The organism is Polaribacter sp. Hel_I_88 (assembly GCF_000687935.1).
Taxonomy (GTDB): domain Bacteria; phylum Bacteroidota; class Bacteroidia; order Flavobacteriales; family Flavobacteriaceae; genus Polaribacter.
This window is the reverse complement of sequence record NZ_JHZZ01000001.1, coordinates 2697392-2721485: the sequence shown is the minus strand read 5'-3', so window position 1 is coordinate 2721485 and position 24094 is coordinate 2697392. Positions and strand designations below refer to the sequence as shown.

At 29.0% G+C, this 24094-nt stretch carries 14 protein-coding genes; 3 read left to right on the top strand and 11 right to left on the bottom strand.

Features of this window, described 5'->3' with window-relative positions:
• The first annotated feature begins 55 nt into the window (after positions 1–55).
• The 3 genes from P161_RS0112230 to P161_RS0112220 are packed head-to-tail and all read left to right on the top strand — an operon-like array spanning position 56 to position 1530.
• Positions 56–274, top strand: a complete 219-nt coding sequence (locus tag P161_RS0112230; RefSeq protein WP_026777261.1) for a helix-turn-helix domain-containing protein — start codon at positions 56–58, stop codon at positions 272–274.
• The gene (locus P161_RS0112225; RefSeq protein WP_026777260.1) at positions 261–596 is read left to right on the top strand and encodes a HipA N-terminal domain-containing protein; all 336 of its coding nucleotides are present in this window, start codon (positions 261–263) and stop codon (positions 594–596) included. Before P161_RS0112230 ends, P161_RS0112225 begins: the two co-directional genes overlap by 14 nt.
• Positions 586–1530 carry a HipA domain-containing protein gene (locus tag P161_RS0112220; protein ID WP_026777259.1) on the top strand — a complete coding sequence of 315 codons (945 nt, stop codon included), beginning with the start codon at positions 586–588 and terminating at the stop codon, positions 1528–1530. The genes P161_RS0112225 and P161_RS0112220 overlap by 11 nt, the downstream gene beginning before the upstream one ends.
• 778 nt (positions 1531–2308) lie before the next feature.
• Here the strand turns inward: P161_RS0112220 and P161_RS0112210 are convergent.
• From P161_RS0112210 to P161_RS0112160, 11 genes are all read right to left on the bottom strand, one after another.
• A complete protein-coding gene (locus P161_RS0112210; protein WP_026777258.1) occupies positions 2309–2926 on the bottom strand; it encodes a hypothetical protein in 618 nt (205 codons plus the stop codon).
• Between the two features lie 58 nt (positions 2927–2984).
• Positions 2985–4541, bottom strand: coding sequence for a hypothetical protein (locus P161_RS0112205; RefSeq protein WP_026777257.1), 1557 nt, complete (start codon positions 4539–4541; stop codon positions 2985–2987).
• Positions 4531–6648 (bottom strand): ATP-dependent RecD-like DNA helicase, encoded by a 2118-nt coding sequence (locus tag P161_RS0112200; RefSeq protein ID WP_026777256.1) that lies wholly within the window; start codon positions 6646–6648, stop codon positions 4531–4533. Before P161_RS0112200 ends, P161_RS0112205 begins: the two co-directional genes overlap by 11 nt.
• Positions 6649–6669: 21 nt before the next feature.
• Positions 6670–7023, bottom strand: a complete 354-nt coding sequence (locus tag P161_RS0112195) for a DUF3127 domain-containing protein (RefSeq protein ID WP_026777255.1) — start codon at positions 7021–7023, stop codon at positions 6670–6672.
• 64 nt (positions 7024–7087) lie between these two features.
• Positions 7088–9154 (bottom strand): response regulator, encoded by a 2067-nt coding sequence (locus tag P161_RS0112190; protein ID WP_197026347.1) that lies wholly within the window; start codon positions 9152–9154, stop codon positions 7088–7090.
• Positions 9155–9313: 159 nt separating this feature from the next.
• Positions 9314–10711 carry a hypothetical protein gene (locus P161_RS0112185; protein ID WP_026777253.1) on the bottom strand — a complete coding sequence of 466 codons (1398 nt, stop codon included), beginning with the start codon at positions 10709–10711 and terminating at the stop codon, positions 9314–9316.
• Positions 10704–12146 carry a reverse transcriptase domain-containing protein gene (locus P161_RS18470; RefSeq protein ID WP_051605734.1) on the bottom strand — a complete coding sequence of 481 codons (1443 nt, stop codon included), beginning with the start codon at positions 12144–12146 and terminating at the stop codon, positions 10704–10706. Before P161_RS18470 ends, P161_RS0112185 begins: the two co-directional genes overlap by 8 nt.
• Positions 12147–12508: 362 nt before the next feature.
• The gene (locus P161_RS0112175; protein ID WP_026777252.1) at positions 12509–15796 is read right to left on the bottom strand and encodes a type I restriction endonuclease subunit R; all 3288 of its coding nucleotides are present in this window, start codon (positions 15794–15796) and stop codon (positions 12509–12511) included.
• On the bottom strand, positions 15797–20632 hold the full coding sequence (locus P161_RS0112170; protein ID WP_026777251.1) for a DUF3883 domain-containing protein: 4836 nt from the start codon (positions 20630–20632) through the stop codon (positions 15797–15799).
• Complete coding sequence (locus tag P161_RS19125) at positions 20633–21961, bottom strand: restriction endonuclease subunit S (RefSeq protein ID WP_051605733.1); 1329 nt, start codon at positions 21959–21961, stop codon at positions 20633–20635.
• Positions 21954–24080, bottom strand: a complete 2127-nt coding sequence (locus tag P161_RS0112160; RefSeq protein ID WP_026777250.1) for a type I restriction-modification system subunit M — start codon at positions 24078–24080, stop codon at positions 21954–21956. The genes P161_RS19125 and P161_RS0112160 overlap by 8 nt, the downstream gene beginning before the upstream one ends.
• Positions 24081–24094 lie beyond the last annotated feature (14 nt).

Sequence of the window (24094 nt, the reverse complement as noted above, 5' to 3'; positions counted from 1 at the left end):
ATCTATATACATATAATTTAGTATATTTGCCTATATTTATATTTAAAAGCATATAATGAAGCTATTATCAGAATTTGTTAAAAATCGTAGAAAAGAAGTACATCTTACCCAAGAAGAGTTTGCTGAACGTACAGGTGTTGCTTTGACCGTTATTAGAAAAATAGAACAAGGTAAAACCAATTTAAATTTAGAAAAAGTGAATTTGGTATTAGCCATGTTTGGTCATGAGTTAGCCCCAATAGCAAAAAAAAGTATAGACGATGAGACAAGGTAATGTATATTATAAAGAGACACTTGCAGGTATTATTCTAGAAACTGCAGAAGGAGATTTTGTTTTTACATATGATGCTTCTTATGTAGCCCATTATCCTAAACAATTTATCACGTTTAACATGCCTGTAAGAACAGATCCCTATACAAGTGCTCGTTTGTTTCCTTTTTTTGAAGGATTAATACCAGAAGGATGGTTGTTAGAGATTGCTACAAAAAACTGGAAAATAAAAGCGAATGACAGTATGGGATTGCTTTTGGCCTGTTGTCAAAATTGTATCGGAGCTGTTAGTGTTATCCCTATAAAAGAAAACGATGAAGTCTAAAAAAAACTGTTTGTATTGTTACAACACATTGACCACTGAAACTGATTTTCATGAAAAATGTGCCTTGGAATTCTTTGGAACCAAAGAAGCGCCAGAGATTCCATATCGTCTTGAAGACATGGGGACTTTAGCAAAAAACGTTGTAGAAAGAAGTATTGCAGTACCAGGTGTACAACCCAAACTATCGATGTCTTTAGACAACAATATTAGCACAAAAGAAACCCCAAGACTTACAGTGGTTGGGGCCTTGGGAGGACACTATATTTTTAAACCACCTACTCCACAATTTAGAGAAATACCAGAAAATGAACATTTGACAATGAGAATTGCAGCTGCCTTTGGATTGAACGTTGTGCCTTCTAGCTTGATACGACTTGCTTCTGGAGAACTTGCTTATATCACTAAAAGAATTGATAGAACTACTGAAGGAGAAAAAATACATATGTTGGATTTATTTCAGGTTACTGAAGCTTATGATAAATACAAAAGCTCTATGGAAAAAGTAGGAAAAGCTATTGGACAATATTCACGTAATACTTTACTTGATAAAATCTTCTTTTTTGAATTAACGCTGTTTAGCTTTTTAACAGGGAATAATGATATGCATTTAAAGAATTTTTCGATGATAGAAGATACTACTGAATGGATACTTTCACCCGCTTATGACTTGTTAAATGTGTGTATTGTTTTACCAGAAGACACAGAAGAATTAGCACTTACGCTAGGAGGAAAAAAAAAGAAATTTAAAAAAGAACACTTTGAAAAACTGGGACAGTTTTTAGCTTTAACAGACAAACAAATTAAAGGCGTTTTTAAACGTATGTTTAAAAATAAATCAAAAGCAATAGAATTGATCAACAGTTCTTTTTTATCAGATGAAATGAAAACAGCCTACAAAACTATTTTAGAAAATAGATACCAAAGAATTGAATAGTTCAAACTAATTTAGATGGAAAAAGCAATTACGTGGAAATAATTAAAGACGAAGTACCTAGTGCGCAGGCAGCAGCGAGAATAAGTGTGTAACTTTTTATTTGTACTAACTATTTTTGTGAGGTTTTATTAAAAGCGAATGCTACTATTACTCTTTTACATTACTACATTCTTACTTTTTTAAATGATTATTTTTAAAGTTCTTAACGCATTTGCTTTTGGTGAAAACGGTATTTACTGCATTGCTTTACAAATAAAAAGTTTTACTCTTATTGGCTTTTTTTTTGATTTTATAGGTGCTTTATAATTTGTCTTTAATTTTCTAATTTTAGTTATACAATTATAAAGTAGAATTTATAGTACCCTTAAGCACTTATAAAAACAATGCATTAAAGACTGAATGTTGTTTAAATATCTAAATGTTATTATTAATAACGGATGTGCGCGTTGGATGTGCGGCTATTTTACATAATGGCGTTATAGACCCTGTAGTTTACGAAAGAGGACTATAACTGCGCATTATGTAACTTAGCTTGGGGTTGGTTTTATGGCGAAATAGTTGTTTGAGCTTTGGCAATGGCTCTTTGCTTTTTTATTGTACCAATTTATAGAAATAATTAACTTTAAATGAAATAAGCAATGTGCCATTATAGCTTTGGCTACAAGTATTGTGTCATAAAACCAACTATGCGTTGGCGAGCGGAACAACACAAAAGAAAAAGTTTATTGTTTTTCTCAATAAATTGGGTTTTGTGTTGTGGGATTTATAAGGTAGATATCTATTTTTTTTCAATTCTAGTAATACTTTCTGGTAGTATTTCTTGAACCCAAAAAACATCATCGAATACTTTTATAAATTCAATTGTATATTTAAAATCTTGCTTTTGAATGAACACCTCAAAATCTAATTTGGTTTTATTACCACCTCTACCTGCTTGTTCTCTGATTTTATTTACAACAAATAACTCCAACTCTGAACTTCCATAAACTCTTATTGACCTAGTTTTATCACAATCTTTACCTTCTTTAAGATATTTCGATGAAAAAGATACACAACCATCAGTGCCTATTTTTTCATTTTTAGCAGCCCATATTTTTAAATTAATATCCGAATATTTCGCTTCGTTATATTCTATCAATTCGTTTTTAAAATATGTTTCTTTTCTGTGAAATCTTAACAGTTCATCTATGGCTTCATACAATTTTAAAAACTTCCATTGCTCATCAGGTTCTTTACAAATACAGGGTAATTTTCTTCTTCTATTAGAACAATATTTACAACGCCATAAATCTGCAACCCAATTATATTTTTGCCAATTTTCATCAAACCATGTTTCAACTTCAGAAATGTTGTAAACTTTATCTCTTTCAAAAAATGGGGGAACTGGGAATCTCATTTATTTAATTTAGTTTAATCATCTCTAAAGTTTTGTATGATTTTAATTTTTTAAAGTATTAAATATCAAGTTCAAAAACTTTCCAACCCCAATCATTTTTCTTTTTATCAAAAGACAATATTTTCTTACCTGTAATTTCATCTCCATTCTTTAATTTGTGTTTTTTAATTAAATCCGGAGAAACGAAATTATCATTTATAAAGCCAAAATCTCTATTTACTGCGATTCTTAAATTCCCTGAAACATTTTTTATTACTTCAGCATTAGTATTTGGACTTCTTTTAAAAGTTAATACTTTATAAAATCCATCGACACCAACTGGGTTTAATCTTGCGTTATAAATGTCTCCTATTTTCGGGTTCATTTTTAAATGCTTGTAGCTGAAAAACCCATTGGTTGTTTTATCCTTTATAAAGTTTACGACCTTTTTATTGGTATTTACAAAATCTATAACAACAACTATTTCTTCATGATTATTATACAATAGCTCTTCTGCAAGAACAGCTTGATCAATATAGAATCGTTTGTTCTCATTTTTATGTACATCTTTTGCGAACCATTCTTGATGTGTATATTTTAATAATTCATTATTAATTTTCCAATTATTCTTCTGTCTAATGGAAATAGAATTTATGATTTCTGCAGAAGCTTCATTATACAATTCCTTATCAACCAACAAATCAGCTAGTTTCTGATGAACCTTTACTAAAAAACTTTCTTTAGTGTTTAATGTTAATGCTTTACATAAACAAGCAACCTGAACATCAGCGTCATTCGAATATGCTTCTCCTAATAAGTCCCAAACCCAAAAATCATTCTTTTTCTTTTTCACAAAAGGAATTAATGATTTTTTAGCATCGTCAAATCTTTCTAATGCTAATAATAATTTTGACTTATAATATAACGAGTATTGAAACGCTGGATGATTATCTATTACAGAATTTATGAAAAATAAAAAATCATCTGTTTTTTCTTCGTTTATAGCTTTAATAAAACCATTAGTATTTATACGTTCACCTTTTAATAAAACTTTAGAGTACCCAATAATAACTTGCTCAACAAAAGACATAATCTTTCTACCATTCATTTCGAAAGGTTCATAATCTTCATCTAAAAAACTTTCAAATCCTGCCCATTGAAAAAGTTCTAAATAACTTTTTGAAGACATTAATAAATTATCCGAATTAAATTGCCCTTCTGAAGAAACTTCTTTAAATGCGTTGTGTAATGATTTTAACAAAAAGCTATGTCCTTTTGATTGCTCAAATTTTAATGTCTTTATTGAATTAAAAATCAAATTTACTGCGTTGAATTTATCAATATTACTTAATTCACTTTTTGATATTTTAAAAATATGCCCACCAATCATCCAACAAATCTGCTCATAAAACATCACTTCATCTTCTGGTAATTTTAATTCAAGAACTTTTAAAATCATTGGTAAAAAAGCATCTTGACTCCCTTGATCTCTTTTTAAGAATGTATAATACACCCATGCTAAATTTCTTTTTCCCCAAATATTTTCAGGATTCGCTTCTAATTCACTTTGCGCCATAGCCAAAGCTTCTTCTAATTTTCCTGAATCTCTTAATTCTTTGATTTCTTTAGCTGGCATCTTTTTCTAATTTTTCAATTAATAATTGCAATTTTTTATCATCATTACATTTAAATGTTTTAGGCATTGCTGTTGAGAAACTACCATTTTTTTTGAAATAAAACTGAATATTTGAGCAAATACTATCCGTTCTTAAAAAATAATTTACAAAAGACTTCTCTACTTGCTCGTCGATATTGGTAATTGAAATGTCTAGTTCTTGACAACATACTCTCATTCTAAAATAAAATGACTCTAAAAACGCAGCACTTGGGGTGTAGTTTAGTGAAAGTTTTGAAGTATAATTTAAATTAAATATCTCTTCTAACTCTTTTTCTTCAGTTGCCCCTTTTTTATTTGCCACTTCAAATTGATTTACAAAATGTCCTGAACCCTTGTGACTTGCTTGCAATTTAAATACTTCATTTCTATAATTACTAATGGTGTATTTTTCTAAAAACTCACCAGACTCAACATTAATAATCTTATAGTTTGTGGCTTCTAATTTTTCTTTTACTTCCCAATATTTTAAACTCTTTGCTTTGTGCTGTGCACCATTATGAAAAGGTGAAATATTTATATGATCTAAGGAAAGTGCATTGTTTGGAATTTTTCCACCATTTGTAATCTCTGAAATTTTTAATTTGCTAAATGATGTTAAATGTGGGGAATTAATTGCGTAAACCGTATTTACACCCCTTGTTGTAGCTGTATAGCTCCATCTCAATGCATCATTATTTAAACCTGCCCTTCCAGAATAATCTACAAAAACTTTATCCCACTCACCACCTTGAGATTTATGACAAGTAATTGCGTACCCATATTTAATTCTTAAAGCATTATAAAATGGGTCTTTAATCAATGCATTTTTAAACTCTTTTGAACCAACTTTAAATTTCTCCTCTTTTTTTTCTTGCTCTGCATTAAAACGCATCACAAAATTAATATATAACATTCTTGTCATGTCTAAGGTCAAATCTCTGTCGATGCTATTTAGTAAGTCATCAATAATATAACAATCAATATCTTCCTGAAAATGAGGAACCCTAAAATAAACTTTTCTGAAGTTTATTTTTATAATTTCTTTGACTCTAACTCCGTCTTTAACTATCCATACAGGCGCAGATTGCTCAACTAAATGCTGTGAAACCGCTACAATTTTAGCTAAATCACCATTAAACAACTCTGTCTTATAAGAATACTGATTATTGTTATTAATCATAATGATATCTCCTGGAACAATATCTTTATTCTGAGGAAACAAAATCTGTCTGATTGCAAAATTATAATGATAACTTTGAGCGTTTGAATAGGAAATTATAATTCCGTCACCAATTTCTGGATTTGGATACAAATTCGTAAACTGACTTACAACGTCATTAGTATCTAACTTTATAAAACTCTCTTGGTCGTATTTTAGTTCAATAGTATTTCTTGAAGCTTCATTTAAAAGATCTCTTATATTACTGGCGTTTTCTAAAATTAAATTATCATCTTGCCTCATTACTTGTTTTAGTTCTGAAAAAGCACAGGAATATCCTAAATCAATAAAATAGTTAATTTCTAAAGCTTTGGATTGATTATCGCCAACTGGAGGCAACTGAGCAGGATCTCCGACAAAAATAATTTTATTATTTTTATTTGTTGAAAAAGTATGGGTTAACAAATCGTTTAACAGAAAGTTTGTGCCAAAATCGAAAAGCTCGTTTTTAGATTCTTTTGAAGAAATCATAGAAGCTTCATCTACAATTAGCACTCTTTGATCTTTTGATTCCAAATCAATTGGGAAGACATAGCGCACGCTATGGTCTGCCAATTCTTTTGAATCTGGATTGATTGCTTTTAAATCTTCTAACTTATAAATGCTACTATGTATGGTTCTTCCAAAACCTGTTTTGTCTCTTAAAACCTTAGCTGCTCTGCCAGTTGGAGCCATAATATTAAATAGTTGACTACTATTCTCTAAATATTTTACAACCCCTTTAATTAAAGTAGTTTTACCTGTACCTGCATATCCTTGAAGAATAAAAATATTTTTATCACTTTTTAAAAAAGCGTCCAATTTTTCTAACGTATTAAGCTGGTCGTTATTCAAACTGATATTTTGGAAAAAGCTACCTATTTTCATATTAATTAGTTTTACAAGTTATTAAAATGGTAAATCATCTTCTTTCTCTTCTATTTGAGTTTCATCGAAACTTACTGGTGTTGGATCATTTTTTATATTTTCTATGGTACTTTCTGCTTGTTTAATTTTCCAAGCTTTGACATCTGTATACCATCTGTTATTATAAGATCTACTTTCAATCTCGAAATCTATGATTAGCTCTTTTCCTACTTGTAAAATATTCTGATTGATTTTATCTCCCCATATAGTTATACAAACCTTTTTTGGGTACTGTCCATAGGTTTCTACAATAATATCTTGTTTTTTCCATTCTCCGTTTTTACTAGTTCCTGTTTGAACTGGCAAACATTCTATTAATTTCGCTTTTAGTTGCATTTTTATCTCGATTACTAATTATGCTACAAAGTTGCGATGTAGGTATGCAAGGTATTTGCATACATTAACTTATTAGAATATCTAATAGTTTTATTACTTTTTCCAAGTCAATAAATTCAACTTTATTATCACCCATATGCGCAACAGAACTTGAGCGTAATCTATATAAATTTGAAAATGCAGAACACTCTTCTAAAGATAATTCATATTTAAAGTATAATACACAGTGAAGTCTATAATTAAAAGGAATTCTATCCGACTTATTATTAAACATTAGATAGTTTTTCTTGCCTAAATCCTTATCTAAAACCATATTTTCATGTGAAAATTCACTAAAGTTATTACCGCCTTTTGGTTTTAAGGATAATACTAGGGATTCATTCTGAAAAGTAACACATTTTACTTTTTCATATAAAGAAACTTCTACGGCATGATCACCTATGGAATCTGAAATATAAAACGTCTTAATTATATCTTCCACAATTAATACTAATTGTAAAAAACTAAATTTCAATTCATCAGTGCTTTTTCTTAAAATATAATCTGCCGAAACTAAATAATCTTGATATTTTATTAAATATGTTTGTTGAATATTTAAGTTATAATTTTTAGGTTTTTTCTTTATTGAAGAATCTACTAATTTTAACAAGGGCTTAAGCCGATCATAAATCCTTTTTAAAAATGATTTACGTAATGAATCTTCAATTAACTCAATCATTCTTATAACTGAACGACTAGTAAAATTAATATCAGAACTATTTTCTGGAGATTCTTTCAAAATAAAACCATCAGCACCAGCATCTTGAAGTTTTTGTAAATTCCAAATTTTATTCGTTGCTGAAAAGATTATCACTTGAATTCCAGAGTTTAACTCCTTTATTTCTTTTAATAGCTTAACACCAGTTACTTCTTCTAAATTTTTTGTAATAAAATCACTTGGTAACAACCTAAAATCCAGTAAAACTAAATCAATATCATCTTCTTTAATTTTCTGCAATGATGATTTTATTAATTGATCTTGAGTAAGATTCTTAAAATCTTCAATTAAATAATCAAAATATATGTTGTTTTTATCTCCAAAAAATTCAGCGAAGATTTCTTCCCATCCTTTTTCGGCTTCATCATCAATATAAAGTACTTTAGGATCTCCTGAATAGTTTATTTTTAGCTTATCACCACTAATAACATTAGCATTATTTATTGGATATATTGTTTTTAAATATTTAAAGTACAAGTTACTTTCAATCTTGTTTTCAATACCTTCAATCTTTTCAGCAGAGACATTTATCGTTTTTGACCATCTATAAATAGCCCATTCATTTGCAACGCTATGTGAGTCAAAATATTTTTTAGGAGGACTTAGTTTTATTTTTGATATTTCCTTAGAAAGCTCATTTTCTTGAATTTTATTTTTAAATAAAATAGCTGATTGATGTATCGATTTTTTGGAAAAGTCTATCAATTCAACATTCTTTGTCTTTAAAACATCAAAGTACGAGTGATTCACTAAAGAACTAAATCCCACAAAGCCATATATATAAATATTAGAACATTGATTTATAGTATTACAACATCTTAAATATATAGCTAATTTTAACCCATTAAAATCTGATAATGTATCTCCGAAACATAATGGAATAAAAATATTATCATATGGTTTCTCATTTAAATTTTCTTCTATAAATTCATTCAAATAATCATCCGAAGCTTCCCAAAGTGTTTCATTATCTGAATTTATAATTGGATTAGAAATAAAGTCATCTAAAGGTCTTAAAAAAAGATTTTGTTTTCCTTTTACTTCTTTTATTTCTTCTTTTTCCGTTTCTTGAATTAATTCTAATTGCCTAACTTTTAGTTTTTCTTCTAATTTAGGATCAGAGCCAAATAATAAATAATTTAAATTTAAATCGTTGTTCTTATAAGCATTTAAAAAAACATGAAGGTTTTGATATAATATAAAATCTGGTACATGTGCAATATTCCTTTCCAATAATCGAGTATCACTACCCCCACTAAAATAAACTAAGTATTTGTTTTCTCTTTGTGCATAATCTGTCAACTCTTTTCTTTTTTGAGCAGCTTCATCACTTAAAATAGATTTATCGATAAAAGATTCATGGTACAAAATCACTTTAGCTTCTTTAAAAATCTTACTACTATTACCTTGAAGTTCCTCTAAACTATAAATTGGGTGTAAAATTTCCTTGTAATTGCTAAGTTTACTAAAAGTCCAATTATAGTCATTTTCTTGTCTTTCTTTTTTATCATCAATCAGATAAACCATAGTGTTTTATTTTTTTTTAAATCTCAGAATATGTATTACACCATGAATAGGCGTATTAGATGTTACAATACTTAAAGGGTTTTTACTAAGTTCTTTTTTATTATAATTTTCATCCCAAACATTAAATCTAAAAAAATTATTTTGGTCTAAATCTGCATGAACGAATAAATCACAAAGGCCGTTAATTTGATTAATAATTATGTTCTTATACACCTGACCATGAAGCCTTTCTTTTATACCAATATTTGATTTTGAAAATCGATTATTTAAATGGTGGATTTTAAACTCAACAACCTTTTCGTCTTCTTGAAAAGTGAGCTTAATTTTAGGTTTTCCCGTTGCTTTTTCTAGTGCTAATTCTATTATTTTGTTATATGCTTGAACAACTCTTTCAACATAAGTGAATAATTCTATATTTAAAGGAAAATCCTCTTCATTTATAATAAATTCAATTTTATCATTCCATTCTTTAATTTCATTTTGTTGAATTATTAAGTTTCTTAAAGCATTATCAGATTTTATATGAAACATTTTTTTAAAATGTATAATTAGTTTGCTAAAAGTTGAGATGTTTCTCTTATAAGAATTTTCGATTGTACCTTCAAATTCAAATCCTAAATTTTTATGTTTCCTTGCAAGTCCTTCACTAGGACAAGGCGGCATTGTAACATTCTTTTCGGCCCATTTTTTTAATTCTTCATTTGACCAACTAAATTCAATTGTATCTTCTGTCCAACCTAATTTTTTACCCTTTACTATAGCCCCAATTTCATTCCCATAGAAATCTTTGCCTGTTAAATAAAGCCTTATAAAACTTTTAATAAATGCTGGTGCATACTTTTTATCATGAATTTCAAAAGCTTCATTTATTATCAACAAGTGTTTATTAAAATCATAGATCTCAACACCACAATGTTCGTTTATTATCTTTAATTCATTACTGTCAATTTTATGACAAGTTGATTTTAATATTAAGTTATTATTATAATCTAGCAAATATTTATAAATACCTGCTGGATTTACATAACTTGGAACCCAATCGTATTTAGTGACGAAATCGGTAACATTTTCGTTAACCTCAAAGTCCTGTTTATTTCCCTCTAATTTAGATTTAATTACCTGATCCTTAAAACTCAGATTTTTTTTATTTTTTATTTTCTTTAGATCATCTTCATTCAATAGCTCTTTTAATGTTAAATCCAATGAAGGTTCTTTTTTATCGTATAAAGGAGTTTCTATGTCCAATTTCTTTTTAATCAACCTAATTTCCTCCAAAACTTGCGCATCTGACTCAGAGGACTTTTTCAACTCTTTAGAAACTAACTTCAAAAACCGTTCTTTTTGAGAAGAGTTCAATTTCTCGTTTTCAAGAAAGGTCTGTATAAATTGAAATTTATTACTCATGAATATCTGTTTTATAAATTTTCATAGCGCTATCTATTCCGTTATTTTCCCATTCGTTTAAAATTCTTTCTATTGGATCGATTACCCCAAGAAGTTTCTCAAAACGTTTATTCAAAGATAAATAGGTAGTATTTTCAAATCCTTTTACCATCTTTAAATATTCTAATTTTCCTGACAGTACATTTCCAAAATTGGGCTTTGCATTTTTAACGTGACCTTTATCAATAAAATAGTCTTTCAAAAAAATAGACTCCGCTTTGTTGTAGCCGTATTTTTCCCAGTAATACAACCACATTCTAACCTGCTTTACATACCTTTTTCTTACATTAACTTTATCGTTTACAATTAAACCTGTTACCTCTTGTCTATACCCTGTTTTTTGCAAACGTGTTTTACTCTCTTTAATGTCAAAGTTTTGACCTTTAATAACCTTTGTTAGTTCTTTTAAAAACTTACCATTTTCTTGATATACATTATGCATAGAACTAAAGGTAATATCATCTGCATAACGAGTGTAATTTAAATGAAATCTTTTGGCAACTCCAGAAAGTTTTTTATCCAATCTTTGACAAATAATATTAGAAAACACCGGTGAAGTAGGCGCTCCTTGTGGTAAAACGTTTCGTATTACTTTTACCCAGCTACCATTTTCATCTTTTCTTTCTACTTGCATTTTTGTACAAGATAAAGATGCAATCATGTTTGCTAATTTTTCTCTGTGAACGGTAAGCTTTTCTAACTCTTTTAAATTGGCATCCGTAGTAATATATTTTGCTGCGTCTTTAAATACATCTTTATCAAGTTTTTTTAATCTTTTTTGATATGCTTTGTAATTCCCTTTTTTATCATTTACAAGTAAAAATGTTCCTCCTTTTAATTGATAAAAAATCTCTTCATCAAATTCTGTTGTAAATCTTCTAATTCCTGTTTCTAACTTTTTAAAATCAAATTCTTTAGAAGTCTTCTGATCAATTAGATTAAATGGGGCTAATTTTAAGCATGCCCAAACTCTTGCTTGATCTATACTTGGAAAGAAATCTTTTAAATCGATATTGTACACATAGTTTTTCCCAACGTGATCTTTGGCGTTGTCTACAATCGATTTACCCATTACAAAACCTTTAGCTGCCTCGTGAGGTTCAAAAACACATTGCAAGATTAAAGCTATTGTTTTCTGAATTGTTTTTAAACCATTTTCCGGGGCGTAAATAGTACGTACACCTCCAGATTTCTTTTTTATTTGAAATTCTTTGTAGGCTTTACGTGAACGTTTGGGATTGGCATAATAGGTAATTTGCTTTAGCTCAAATGGAATATAGTTATCACCATAAATTAATGGTTTTGCATAGTTTAGCAAATCTAAAAAATCTTCACGAGATTGCATTGTTGCGAACTCGTCTTGAATATATTTGATATGTTCTTTTTCTATTTTCATAACTATTTTTATTCTTTTAAAACCTGCTGCTATACTCTTTGTTTATGAATAAATTACTTAAAAAATAATTTAAAAATATATCTTAAAAGAAATAATAATAAAAATATATCTTAAAAGAATAATTTATAAAAGTTACTCTAAAAGGCTAACACAATAACCTTAAATAACATTCATCTCAGTATCCGAAATTCCGGTTGTCGGATAATTACTGAGATACCAACCGATCGTTGAAACAAAACTTAAAAGTTTAATTACCAGTTGGCAAAAATCAATATTTTACAGCAGGTTTTTCAAAGAACTATGCAAATATAATTTGCTTTTGTGCAATGTATTTGCACATGTATTAATCTATAAATACTTGTTTAAGCAGCAAAACCCTTCCCTTGTTCTGCTAAATCATAAAAATGTTGAAATATAATTTCTGTTTTTTCGGCAAAAATATTCCTATTGTATGATTGAGGTAACTCTTTATTTAAGATTTTTTTTATTTCTTGTCTTACCATTTCTTGAGTCGCTTTTTGTTTATGCCATTCTTGAATTAATATTTTATTCTCAGCATCAAACAATACTTTTAACAAATCTGTTGCAGCAAGTTTTACATTCTTTTCCTCTTCTTTTGTTAGTTTCTCTTTTTTCAACAAGTCAAAAAGTTCTTGTTGTTCTTCAGTCATATCATTTTTCGCAGCTCTTTCTTGCTCTTCAGACATACTTTCAGCCTGCTTCATCAAATCTTCATAAGCCTCTTCAATAGATAAACTTCCTGAATTGTAATCTTCAATAATTTTTTCAAAACGTTCTAAAAACGAACCTCTAGTTTTGTTTTGTCCTAGCATCTGCTTCAATTTTATTTCCAATAATTCTCTTAAATCTGCAAATTGAATATTCTTATGTTTCTTTTCTGGAAACTCTGCTCTTAATTTAGAAAAATCTAACTTACTTAAATCAATTTGCTTAGAGTTAACAATATTATATTCGTAAGGGGTCTCGTTTAAATCTCCTTTTCCAACAACACTAGAATCTAACAAACTGTCTAGTCTCTTTTTTACTCTTTCAATTGCTTCATCTTTATCGACATGTCTGTCTACTACCTTACGAAGATATTCTAGGACATCTTTTCCTTTTTTAATTTGAGGGAATCCATAAATTTCTGGCTTAGCAGAGTCGTATAAACCAACAATGGTATTCACAAATAAACCTAGTTGTTTTTTATATTCATCTTTTTCTAAAATGATGTTTGCATACTTCTGAAATAATTCGACTTCTTTAAAACCTTTTTCGCCTAAATTTAAAATGGTATCAATATCTGCTCCTAATTCTTTACAATATATTTTCGTATGGATAATAGCTTCCTCTAATAACACTAAAAGCTCTTCAAACTCCTTTACAGGAAAATCTTCATCATCTTCAATTGTGTCTTTCCCTTTAGTTCCTTCTGCATAATCTGCTAATGCTTTTTTAAGATTTCGAAATACCCCAAAGTAATCTACAACTAAACCATTCTTTTTACCTGCAATAACTCGATTTGCTCTCGCTATTGTTTGCATTAATGTATGATTCTGGAGTGGTTTATCTATGTATAAGGTTGAAACAGCAGGTGCATCAAAACCTGTTAACCACATCGCTGTCACAAAAACAATTCTATACGTACTATTAGGATCTTTAAAGTAATCTTCAATATTACGACCATCTTCATCTGGATAGTCCATTAATTTTCTGTGAGGAGTAATATTTAATCCTTCCTTCTCAAAAACTTCTTTTTCTTCTTTATCAGATCCTTCTTGACTTACTACAGCAGACATCCTAGTTTCTTCCATAAAAGTAATTGCCTCTTTATAGCGTTCCTTTAATTCTAGATCTTTTTCTCTGGCTATTTTCTTTCTTAATTCTTTTATTTCTTCTTTTTGAGCTAATTGAACGAACTGAAACATTTTAACTGCGGTGAATTTATCAATACAAACCACCATAGCTTTCATTGGCTTTCTCTCTAAATCATCGTTCTTTACATTTAAACGATACGGATAATGTTGTACAATGTGTTTTGCTATTTCTTGCAAACGATCTTCTCTTCTTACAACTTGCAATAACGTTGAGTACTCCTTGTCGAGTTTTTTCTTTTGCTCTTCTGTTAGATTCTCATTTTCTAAAATCTCTGCTGCATTCCCTACAAGATCTTCATTAATTTGCTCCACTCTAGGTACACTCTTCTTATAATACAAAGGCACTGTTGCACCATCCTCTATACTTTGTGCAAAGTTGTATTCAGATACATAATGACCAAACCAATCTTTTGTCAATTCACTTCTTAATAAGGGTGTTCCTGTAAAAGCAATGTATTGTGCATTAGGTAAAGCAATACGCATATTTTCTCCATACCCTTTATATTGTGTTCTATGCGCTTCATCTACAATCACTATCCAGTTATCACGCACTGTTAATTGCGGATATGTTTTTCCTTTTTCTATTCCGAATTTATGTATTAAGCTAAAAACGTATGATCTATTCGATTGAAGATAATCTCTTAGTTTATTTCTACTATTTGGTCTATAATAGTTTTCTTTTTGTTCTTTGGTTTCTAAAACAACTTCTGTTTCCTGGAAATTACGATAGATCTGACTGTCTAAATCTGTTCTATCTGTAACAATTAAAAATGACCAATTCCCTTCTACTTTACGCTCAATTTTTTGAGAAAAGAAAATCATAGAATATGATTTTCCTGAACCCTGTGTATGCCAGAACACACCTAATTTTCCTTTTTTACCTTCTTTATTTTTAAGTGATTCTATTGCATTATTCACACCTAGAAATTGATGATTTTTAGCAATAATCTTCACTTTATTTTTGTGATACAAAACAAAGTTCTCCAAATAATCTAGGAGGTTTTTCTTATTACATAAACCCTCTCCAAATAATTTTAAACTTAATCTTTTTGAAGTAGTTTTACTTTCAGCTTCAACTTCTAAACGTGTTAATTGAGTGTTTGAAACTGATGTGTCTTCTAGTTTTACCCAAGAAAAGAAATGCTCCCAAGGTGCATTAAAAGAACCCACACGTGTTTCTATACCGTTAGAAATACATACAAACATATTATACCAAAATAACTGTGGTATATCTCTCTTATAACGTTTTAAGTTGGTGTCATAACCTCCTTTTACCTTTTCAGTAGCATTTTTTAACTCAATCATTACCAAAGGCAAACCATTAACATATAACATTAAATCTGGTCTTCTGGTAATATTTGCTGTTTGTAAATATTCTATACTTAGTTGAGATACTACTAAAAAATCGTTGTTCGTTTCATCATCAAAATCTAATACTTTTACATATCCATTTTCTTCTCTACCTTCGTTATTTTGATAAGAAACTGGTACTCCATTTTTTATTAATTGATAAACTTCTTTATTTGCAATTACCGGCGTTAAACTAACTCTACTTTTAGATAGTTCATCTATAGCAAATTCTATACATTCTTTTGGTAGTCTATCATTTAGTCTTATTAAAGCAGTTCTTAAATCTTCTTTTAAAACTACATCTTTTAGACTATCCCTACCAATTAGTTTTTTCTCCCAGGCATCTTTATGAGCATATCCAAGAATTAATTCGAAAAACTGAATATCTGCTTCTTCTATGTGTGATTCGTTTAAAAATGCCATTTATTTAAATTTAATTTTATACCCATCTGTTTCAACTAAAAAACTACTGTTTTCAAAAAAGGTATCTTTTTCTTGATATTGAAAAATATTTTCTAAATATTTAAAATCAATGTTTTCTGAAAATAAATTACTGATTAATAGAATATCATAATTATTATTATTTTCATGACCAACTCTTACTTCATTTTTACTAATATAAAAAGCATTGTTATTGGTAGTTGTACTTTTTACCTCAACAAATCTTGTTACACCATCTATAGTACATTCAAAATCATAACCATAACCGTCTTTCCCTTCTGGTAAACCAGCTCTAATTGCGTATTCAGATTTCCAGATAACTTCATCAAATTTTTTCTTTAAAACTTCAAAAGCATATTTCTCACCAATAAAACCAATTTCAGATTTAGGAATTGAAGTTTTAACTCCATTTGTAGATTGTCTAACACCAACACCTCTTAAAGTATCCAATTTTTTCTCTACTTTTTCAGGTGAATATACTTCTATCTCCAATTTATTATCTTCTACATTCTTTTCTATTTGATTTAATAGGGCTTCATAATCAGTAATATCTATTTCCTGACTTGAAGATGATAATTTAACTTTACTTCTTTTAACGTCTTCATTTAAATATTGTTCTTTATACTCTATTTCTAGTTCTTTAAGCTTATCAAAATAGATCTTATTTTTAAAATCATTATCATATAACATCGTATTTAATAAATCATTATTAAAAATATTTTCTTCTTTAAGTAGTTTTTTGAATTTCTTTAAGTTACCCTTATAAATACCTTCTACATCTGTTATTTCGGAATCTTTCAATTCGAAAAAACGTGAATATTGAGCTTCTTCAAATTCTTCTTGATATAATTTATCTAAATCTAAATATAATGAATTTGGAATCTCTATTTCTTGAAAATCATAAGAATCAAATTCATTTATAGCACTTGTAAATTCTTCAGAATATCCCTTAGAAAACAATAAGGATTGATATTTTTTAGACATTATATTATGAATACCTTTTAGCAAGTTTAGGTAATACTCTCTAAAATCTATATCTGTTTTTGAAAATTCATTAAAACGTTTACTATCTATTTTTAAACTTTTAAAAAGCTTTTTTACAAGTTTATAGTTATTGTAACAAGATAATTCATGATAATTTATACCTCTGTATAATTCAAAAAAATCATCATATGGTAGCTTACAATTTAAATTTTCGAATATTTCTTTCTCACTATTTAAAATATTATTTTTAAAATCATATTTAGTAGCCTTTAAAACACTCTTCCAAAACTGTTGATTTGAAGTTAAGGCTCCTTCGAAGTTTTGCATTACTTCTTTCTCTATCATTGAGAATTCTGGGAATTCTCTTGTCAAAATTTCTTTCCATTTAGATTCTTCTTGCCCTATAATTAACATAAAATCTTTTCTGTTTTCTGTAACTGTTAAGGCACCACAAATAATATCTGAAACTGTTTCTACAAAGCGATAATCTTGTTTTAAATCTGAATAAGATTTTGAAATATTTTTTACTTTAATATAATATGTTTTTGAACTTTTTTCAAATACATATTCATTTGTTTTTAGCTCTAATTTTTCCTTTTTATCATTAATATAATATTCAACTTCACAATTATTACAAAGTTTTATTTTTAATTGCTTTAAACTACCTAACTCTTTATCTTTTTGAGTTTCTGTTATATTCTTTTGATGTCTGTAAACAAATAATAATGGTTTTAATTGGTGAAACTCATGTTGAAAATCTGTATTTAACGTGCTATCTAAAATTTGCTTCTTAACTTCAAATTCTATATAATCTACTGGCTGTATTCCAAATAATTCTAAAATACGAGAATTACCAACTCTTGGCTTCACTTTGGCTACTTTTAGTTTCGCTAATAAATCTTGACTATGATTAGGATTCAATACATATGTAGCTTCTTTTACTGATACATATTCATTTTTACCATTAACAGTACTTAAAATGAAACCATTTTCTAAATATTCGTTACGCTCTTTAAAATCCCAATTAAATTCTTTTGGTAAATTTACGGTAGCCTCTACAATAGCGTTATAAAGCGCGGTTGAAGAGCTTTTATTTTCATCAAAATATTTATGGTGTTCATTTAAAAGACGATACATTACTTCCTTTGACAAATCTTTAAAGTTTTCTTTAACACCTAATCTATTTAGTAAAACCTCAATTTGATCTGGTTTAATATTATATCTATAAAACACATCCGCATCAAAATTTACTTTAGGGGAATGCACCAATGGTGATAAATTACCTGCATTTGATATGCAATCTGATGGTTTAGATTTTTCTCCGTTATCTATTGGAATAAAGACTTTATTTTTAAGATAGAACAAAATATAAGACTTAATGCTTTTAGTTTCTATCCTTCTATTATTGTGAACTCTATCAAACTGCAAATTAAAGACACAGGAATTGTGTTCTTTATCTGAGACAATACAGTTACTTAATTCATCGTCAGAGATTAACCAAGCAATTATATCCTCAAAAGAAGCACTATCTATAATTTCTTTCATGAATTCAAACCATAAAACCTCTACCTGATGATTTCGAGTTAATCCTATACTCCTGCGATTAGGGAAAGTTTTAGAATCATTTGGTAGCGAGTATGGAAAACTTAAATGATCAAAAGTATAGTTCACATATAACGGACTAAATGGTAAACTTTGATATTTTACTAATTTTCTTCTTGGTGAACTGGCAACACCAATCCATTTTAAATACTGTTCAATGTTGAGTAAATCCTCAATACCATTTTCTTCTAAAGTTCCAACAAAAATATCTTCCTCTATTGAATTTAAAAGTTTTTCACATAAATACCCTTCTTCATAATCCTCTCCAAAATAAAGCTTATTTGCAGAAGTTAATTCGCCATTTCTTGAAAACAAATATGGAGAAGTTACATTCTGAAAGAACACTTCACGATTCCAGTCTTCTTTTAAACTATCAAAAATATAATATAAGGATGTATGCATTTCCGATATAACCGAAGTCTTATTGGTGTTCTCTTCTAACAATAAAGAATGAGAACTAGAAATAATTTTTTTAGCAACAACTGTCATTGAATATTCGCTTACATCAAATTTTTGTAGGCGTTTAGACACGTCTCTTATGTCTCCATCAATACTTATCTTTAATTTTTCTGTAAAATCTTTATTTACAAATTGTAATTTAAGATCTCCTGGTAAATTAAACTCTTTACCACTTGGAGGTAAAATAACTTCTTCTAAGCTGTTTTTTATTACTTCTCCATTTTTATTAATTAATAAGTTTGGAAAAATAGGTTTAGGTTTTGAATAAAAATAACTAGTATCATCTATTAAAATGTTTATCCAAGCTATTTTTTGATCATCAGAATAATGACCTTCATTAACAATTTTATTTATTTTTTCTGTAAATACTTCATCATCATAATATTGATCTTCATAAGTTGTATACATATAATTATGAATACTTTGATCTGGTGTTGATTTTAAAAGCGTTTCAAAATCTAAAGCACATGCATCAGGTATTAAATGATCAATCTCTATTTCGTAAAATTTAGGAGCTTCTTCTAAAGTGATATAACCATTATGTATTGTCGGAAAAATAGCTACTTCATCAATGTATTCTTTTATTAAAGTATCAAAACCCCAATATTCATCATACAAAGAAGATTGTTGCTTTTCGTTAGGAATTAAAAGTTTTAAAGCATCATAATTACTAACCGCACTTTCAGTTAATTTTAAAGCGCAATCCACTAATAATTTTGCTAGTTTTCTTATTAATTGAATGTTGAAATCGTTCTCATCTTTAGTTAAATGGTTTCTATCAGATTTTAACTCAAAAGAGCCATGAGCAATTACAGGAAAAGGGAAATCTATCTCTGTTCTAAAATAAGAAAAAAGTTTATGAAAAGTAACTTCTTCATTAGGATTGTAAGCTATTTTTAATTCGTAGTTTTTAGCTTCTTCTAAACCTTCAATTTCTCCTTTATCTTCTAAAATATTCCATAACCATTCTTGATTATTTTCTGGCTCTAAAAAATCTTTTTTAATAATTGTAATTTGATTTTCTTCTGCATCAAACTCTTTTGAAAAACTAAAATGAGCTTCAGGTGTTTGTACCTCAACTTCTTCTAACTTGTTTAAAAAAATAAGAACTTCGGGTACAATATCTGCATCTATTTGATTGATGATACTCTCATAAATAGTTTCATCATCTTTTAAAGACAATTCTATAACGGTATCATAATTTGCAAATTTCTTTTTAGTGGGATTGGTTTCTATGTATGGACACCTCAAAACAGAAATTGGAATGTGTTTTTTAGTTTTACGTTTTAAAGTTTCTTTAATTTCAGGCTTCTCTTCTAAAACGCTTTGTAAAAAATTAGCAGCATGTTGTTCAGAAAACTTTAAATGCAAATCGTAGCTAGCAATATAAATTTCTTTAGACCAGTTAAGTATAGATCTAAAACCCAACCCTTTTTTACCAACCTTGTTTTCCTCCATTGTTTTAGGGCTTAAATCGCTATACATTAACGACTCTACACCGCCTAAAGAAAAGGCATTACCATTGTTGGCAATAATTAAACTGTTTTCGTCTACTTTAATAAATACTTTCTTAGCCTTTAACGTATCACTCTCGTCATTGGCATTTTGTATCATTTCTAGTAGTTGCCTACCATTATACTCATCTATATTTTTATTCTCATTATTATAATCTTCAACAATACGCAAAGGCGCTTGTAAATATTCTTGACGCCTTAATTTTATTAAATTTTTAATAGCGGTATTATCTATATGTGTAATGAGTAGGTCTTGCATTTACTTACTATATTTTTCTTGTGGCTCTGCAGCCCTATTTAAACTTTCTTCTATCTCCAACTCCTCCACAGACAACTTACCACTTATTAAACGTGGTAATAATAAATCTCTGGTTTCTTGAAGGATTTTGTTTTTCTTTAAAAGAATAATTATTTCATCAAAAAATGATTTAGTTATATCTGAAAACTTTTCTAGTAAACCATCTAGTGGAGTGATAAATTTTAATTCTGAAGTATCAACTGGACTTAAGTTTTGTTGTGCAGCTCCATTAGAGTAATTTTCTAACGTCATTCTTAAGAAATCACTTCTAAAAAATAAATACACATATTCGAACAAATCTTCCGATTTAGGTTTTAACTTTGCAACACGCTGATTTAATAAATAATTATCTCCGTAAACCAAACAAATTCTACCAATATTCCCAGTAAGAGAAAGTAAAATATCTTTGTCCTTTAAAAAAATATCATCCTTTAAATTCTTAGGTAATTCTTTAATATAGTCTGTGGTTTTAGTTACGAAATAACCATTCTGAACATTTTTAATTGTTACCAAACCATAATCTCCATCTTCTTCAAAAGATTCTGTTTTAAAAGCGTATCCAGAAATAATATCAACAATATCTTTAATTGGTCTCTTCTCCCATCCCTCAGGAATAGCACCTTTTGTACCGTGAGCAACTTTATTCCCTTCTTTATCTAAAAAGGTAGCATCTTTATATCCAGGAAAACGAAACCGGACAAACCACTCTTTGTAGATTTCGGCTGCCATTTCTTCCAATAGCTGTATGCGTTGATTGTTGTTTTCTATTAAATCATCGTAAGCAGAAAGGATTGAGGCTATTTTTTTTTGAGTTGGTAATTTTGGTACAGGAATTTTAATATTCTTTAAAATATCTTGATTTAGATTATTGATATTTGCTCCATTACCAAACTGCGATAGTAAAGCTCTAAACAAAGGGCTTTTAAAAACATATAAGTAAAAATACGGATCAATTTCAACCTCATTTAAAAAACGTAATCTTATACAAAAAGCTGAAAATGTTACTTTAGTATCATTTGGTAAATCCTTAATATAAATCGATCGACCTATTAAGTTTTTATTTCCATTTGAACGAACAAAAACAATATCTCCCTCTTTTAAGTATGCCTCTTCATGCCATTTTGAAACAGAGCTAAGCTCTCCTAAATCAGAATAATTAGGATACATTCTATCTTTAAAGTCGGCAACATTAATAACCTTTAATCCTTTTCCGAAAGATGAATTATCAAAATTTACTCCATTACGAAATTCAGCAATTTTTCCTAAAGGGATTGATTTCCAATTATTCATTAATTAATTCATTTATAGAATTTGTAATACTATTCACTTTGTTCTCTTGAGCTTTTGTTAATTTTATTAATAACTCTTTTTGTATTGTAAGTTTTTCAACAAATTCTTTTCTGGAAATATTATCATCTTCAATCTCCACTCCAACATAACGTCCAGCGTTTAAAGAATAATCCTGTTCGTCTGCATATTCGGTTTTATCAGCCATTTTACATAAACCAACAATGTCTTCATATTTTGCTTCTGGAAAACGGGTTTGTAACCAATTGATATTTGTTACCCAATAGGCCGTTAACTCTGTAACTTCTATATATAGTTGTAATGCTTCATCTAAATTTTTATCAGCTTTCACCAAATCGTAATTACTCCAAATTTTATCTGAAGATAACTTTAGGTTTTTGTCGGCTATTTTATAAAGTTCTAAAAGGGTGTTTACATCTTGTTTTAAAGCATCACTTTCAAGCTTATGTTGTGCAACATTCCATTGTAAATGTTCTACCACTTCCAATTGTGCTTCGTTATCTAATGGTGTGTTTTCTATTGGGTGTGCTAGATTGCTTAATACTTTTTCATTTTCTTTAGGTTCACTTCTTACAAAGTTTTCTACTAGATTAAAGAAATCAGCTTCTTTTAAGGCTTTTACTTTAGCAGGTGTGCGTTTGCTTTCTTTAGTTTCTTCAATGTGCTTTTTCAAGCTTTTAACTACCTTTTCAATTTGTAAGACTAAAGTTTCCTTTGCAGGTGCAATTTTATTTTCAGCTTGGTCTGCTGCTTTTATATAGGTGTCAATTAACTCTAAATAGCGGTTAGTTTCACCACGGTATAAACGTACAATAGCTGCTAAATTTTGTTGGTTTTCTTGAGTCCACTCTCTGTGCGCTCTGTCTATTTGGTTATATACGTTACGTGCATCTAAAAACAAGATTTTGTCTTTACGATCTGTATTCACTTTTTGCTTATCGAAAAACCATAAAGTTGCAGGTAAAGTTACCGTTAAAAACATATTGGTAGGCATACTCACCATACAATCTACAATACCAGAATCTACTATGTTTTTACGAATGTCGTATTCTGAGTTTCTTGCATCAGAAGCTGAATTAGGCATTACAAAACCTGCTCGTCCGTTTTTGTTTAAAGAGGTTGCAAATAAGGATATCCATAAGTAATTGGCATCACTTATTTTATCGTCTTTCTTGCCCTTGTTTTTTGGTAAACCATATTTGTAAAACCGTTCATCGTTTTTAACCGTACTTTCTTTTACAGACTTTACATTAAATGGTGGATTTGCCATAACAAAATCGAACTTTCCGAATCCATCATAAGGATCACTGTCATACGAATTGGCTTCTATAATTTCACCCCTTAAATTGTGTACCAATAAATTCATTTTTGCCAAACGCACAGTTTCTCCCATGTATTCTTGTCCGTAAACATAGATATCATTAAGGTCATGCCCTTCGTGTGCAATAAAATCGGCAGATTGCACAAACATACCACCAGAACCACAAGCAGGATCGTAAATTTTACCTTTGTAAGGCTCAATCACCTCAACAATAAAACGGACTACAGAAGTTGGTGTAAAGAACTCGCCTCCTTTTTGTCCTTCGCTCATTGCGAATTTACCCAAGAAGTATTCGTAAATTTTACCAAATATATCTCCAGAGGCATCCATTGGAATGTCTGAAAAAGATTTTAATAGTTCTGGTAGAATATCATCCTTCTTCTTTTCTATATCAAAATAAGCTTCTGTTGGCAATACATCTTGAAACTTTGCATCTTGATATTTCTCAATACCTTTCATAGCATCACGCAATGCCTCTGCTCTTTTGTTTCCTTTTAATTTGAGTAAATGATCATATCTCGCATTATCAGGTAAGTAAAAACCACATTTAGCTAATGCAATTTCTTGAATGGTACGCTCCATTCTAGTGCCTTTGTCTTTTTGATATTCTTTTAGAATTTCAGGTTCGTGTTGGCTGTATTTATTCTCGGCAAACTTTAAGAAAATTAAACCTAAAACAGGTACTGCATAATCTGATGCTTTTAATCCTCCATGCGCACGCATTGCATTGGCAGAATCCCAAAGTTTGACTTCTAAATCTTTTAATTGTTGGTTGTTCATTTATGTTTTATTCT

Coding starts and splice junctions, on each gene's coding strand:
- P161_RS0112185 (WP_026777253.1), bottom strand. CDS start 10,711: ATGAGTAATAAATTTCAATTTATACAGACCTTTCTTGAAAACGAGAAA.
- P161_RS0112195 (WP_026777255.1), bottom strand. CDS start 7,023: ATGCAACTAAAAGCGAAATTAATAGAATGTTTGCCAGTTCAAACAGGA.
- P161_RS19125 (WP_051605733.1), bottom strand. CDS start 21,961: ATGAATAATTGGAAATCAATCCCTTTAGGAAAAATTGCTGAATTTCGT.
- P161_RS0112200 (WP_026777256.1), bottom strand. CDS start 6,648: ATGAAAATAGGTAGCTTTTTCCAAAATATCAGTTTGAATAACGACCAG.
- P161_RS0112170 (WP_026777251.1), bottom strand. CDS start 20,632: ATGCAAGACCTACTCATTACACATATAGATAATACCGCTATTAAAAAT.
- P161_RS0112225 (WP_026777260.1), top strand. CDS start 261: ATGAGACAAGGTAATGTATATTATAAAGAGACACTTGCAGGTATTATT.
- P161_RS0112175 (WP_026777252.1), bottom strand. CDS start 15,796: ATGGCATTTTTAAACGAATCACACATAGAAGAAGCAGATATTCAGTTT.
- P161_RS0112230 (WP_026777261.1), top strand. CDS start 56: ATGAAGCTATTATCAGAATTTGTTAAAAATCGTAGAAAAGAAGTACAT.
- P161_RS0112210 (WP_026777258.1), bottom strand. CDS start 2,926: ATGAGATTCCCAGTTCCCCCATTTTTTGAAAGAGATAAAGTTTACAAC.
- P161_RS0112160 (WP_026777250.1), bottom strand. CDS start 24,080: ATGAACAACCAACAATTAAAAGATTTAGAAGTCAAACTTTGGGATTCT.
- P161_RS0112205 (WP_026777257.1), bottom strand. CDS start 4,541: ATGCCAGCTAAAGAAATCAAAGAATTAAGAGATTCAGGAAAATTAGAA.
- P161_RS0112220 (WP_026777259.1), top strand. CDS start 586: ATGAAGTCTAAAAAAAACTGTTTGTATTGTTACAACACATTGACCACT.
- P161_RS18470 (WP_051605734.1), bottom strand. CDS start 12,146: ATGAAAATAGAAAAAGAACATATCAAATATATTCAAGACGAGTTCGCA.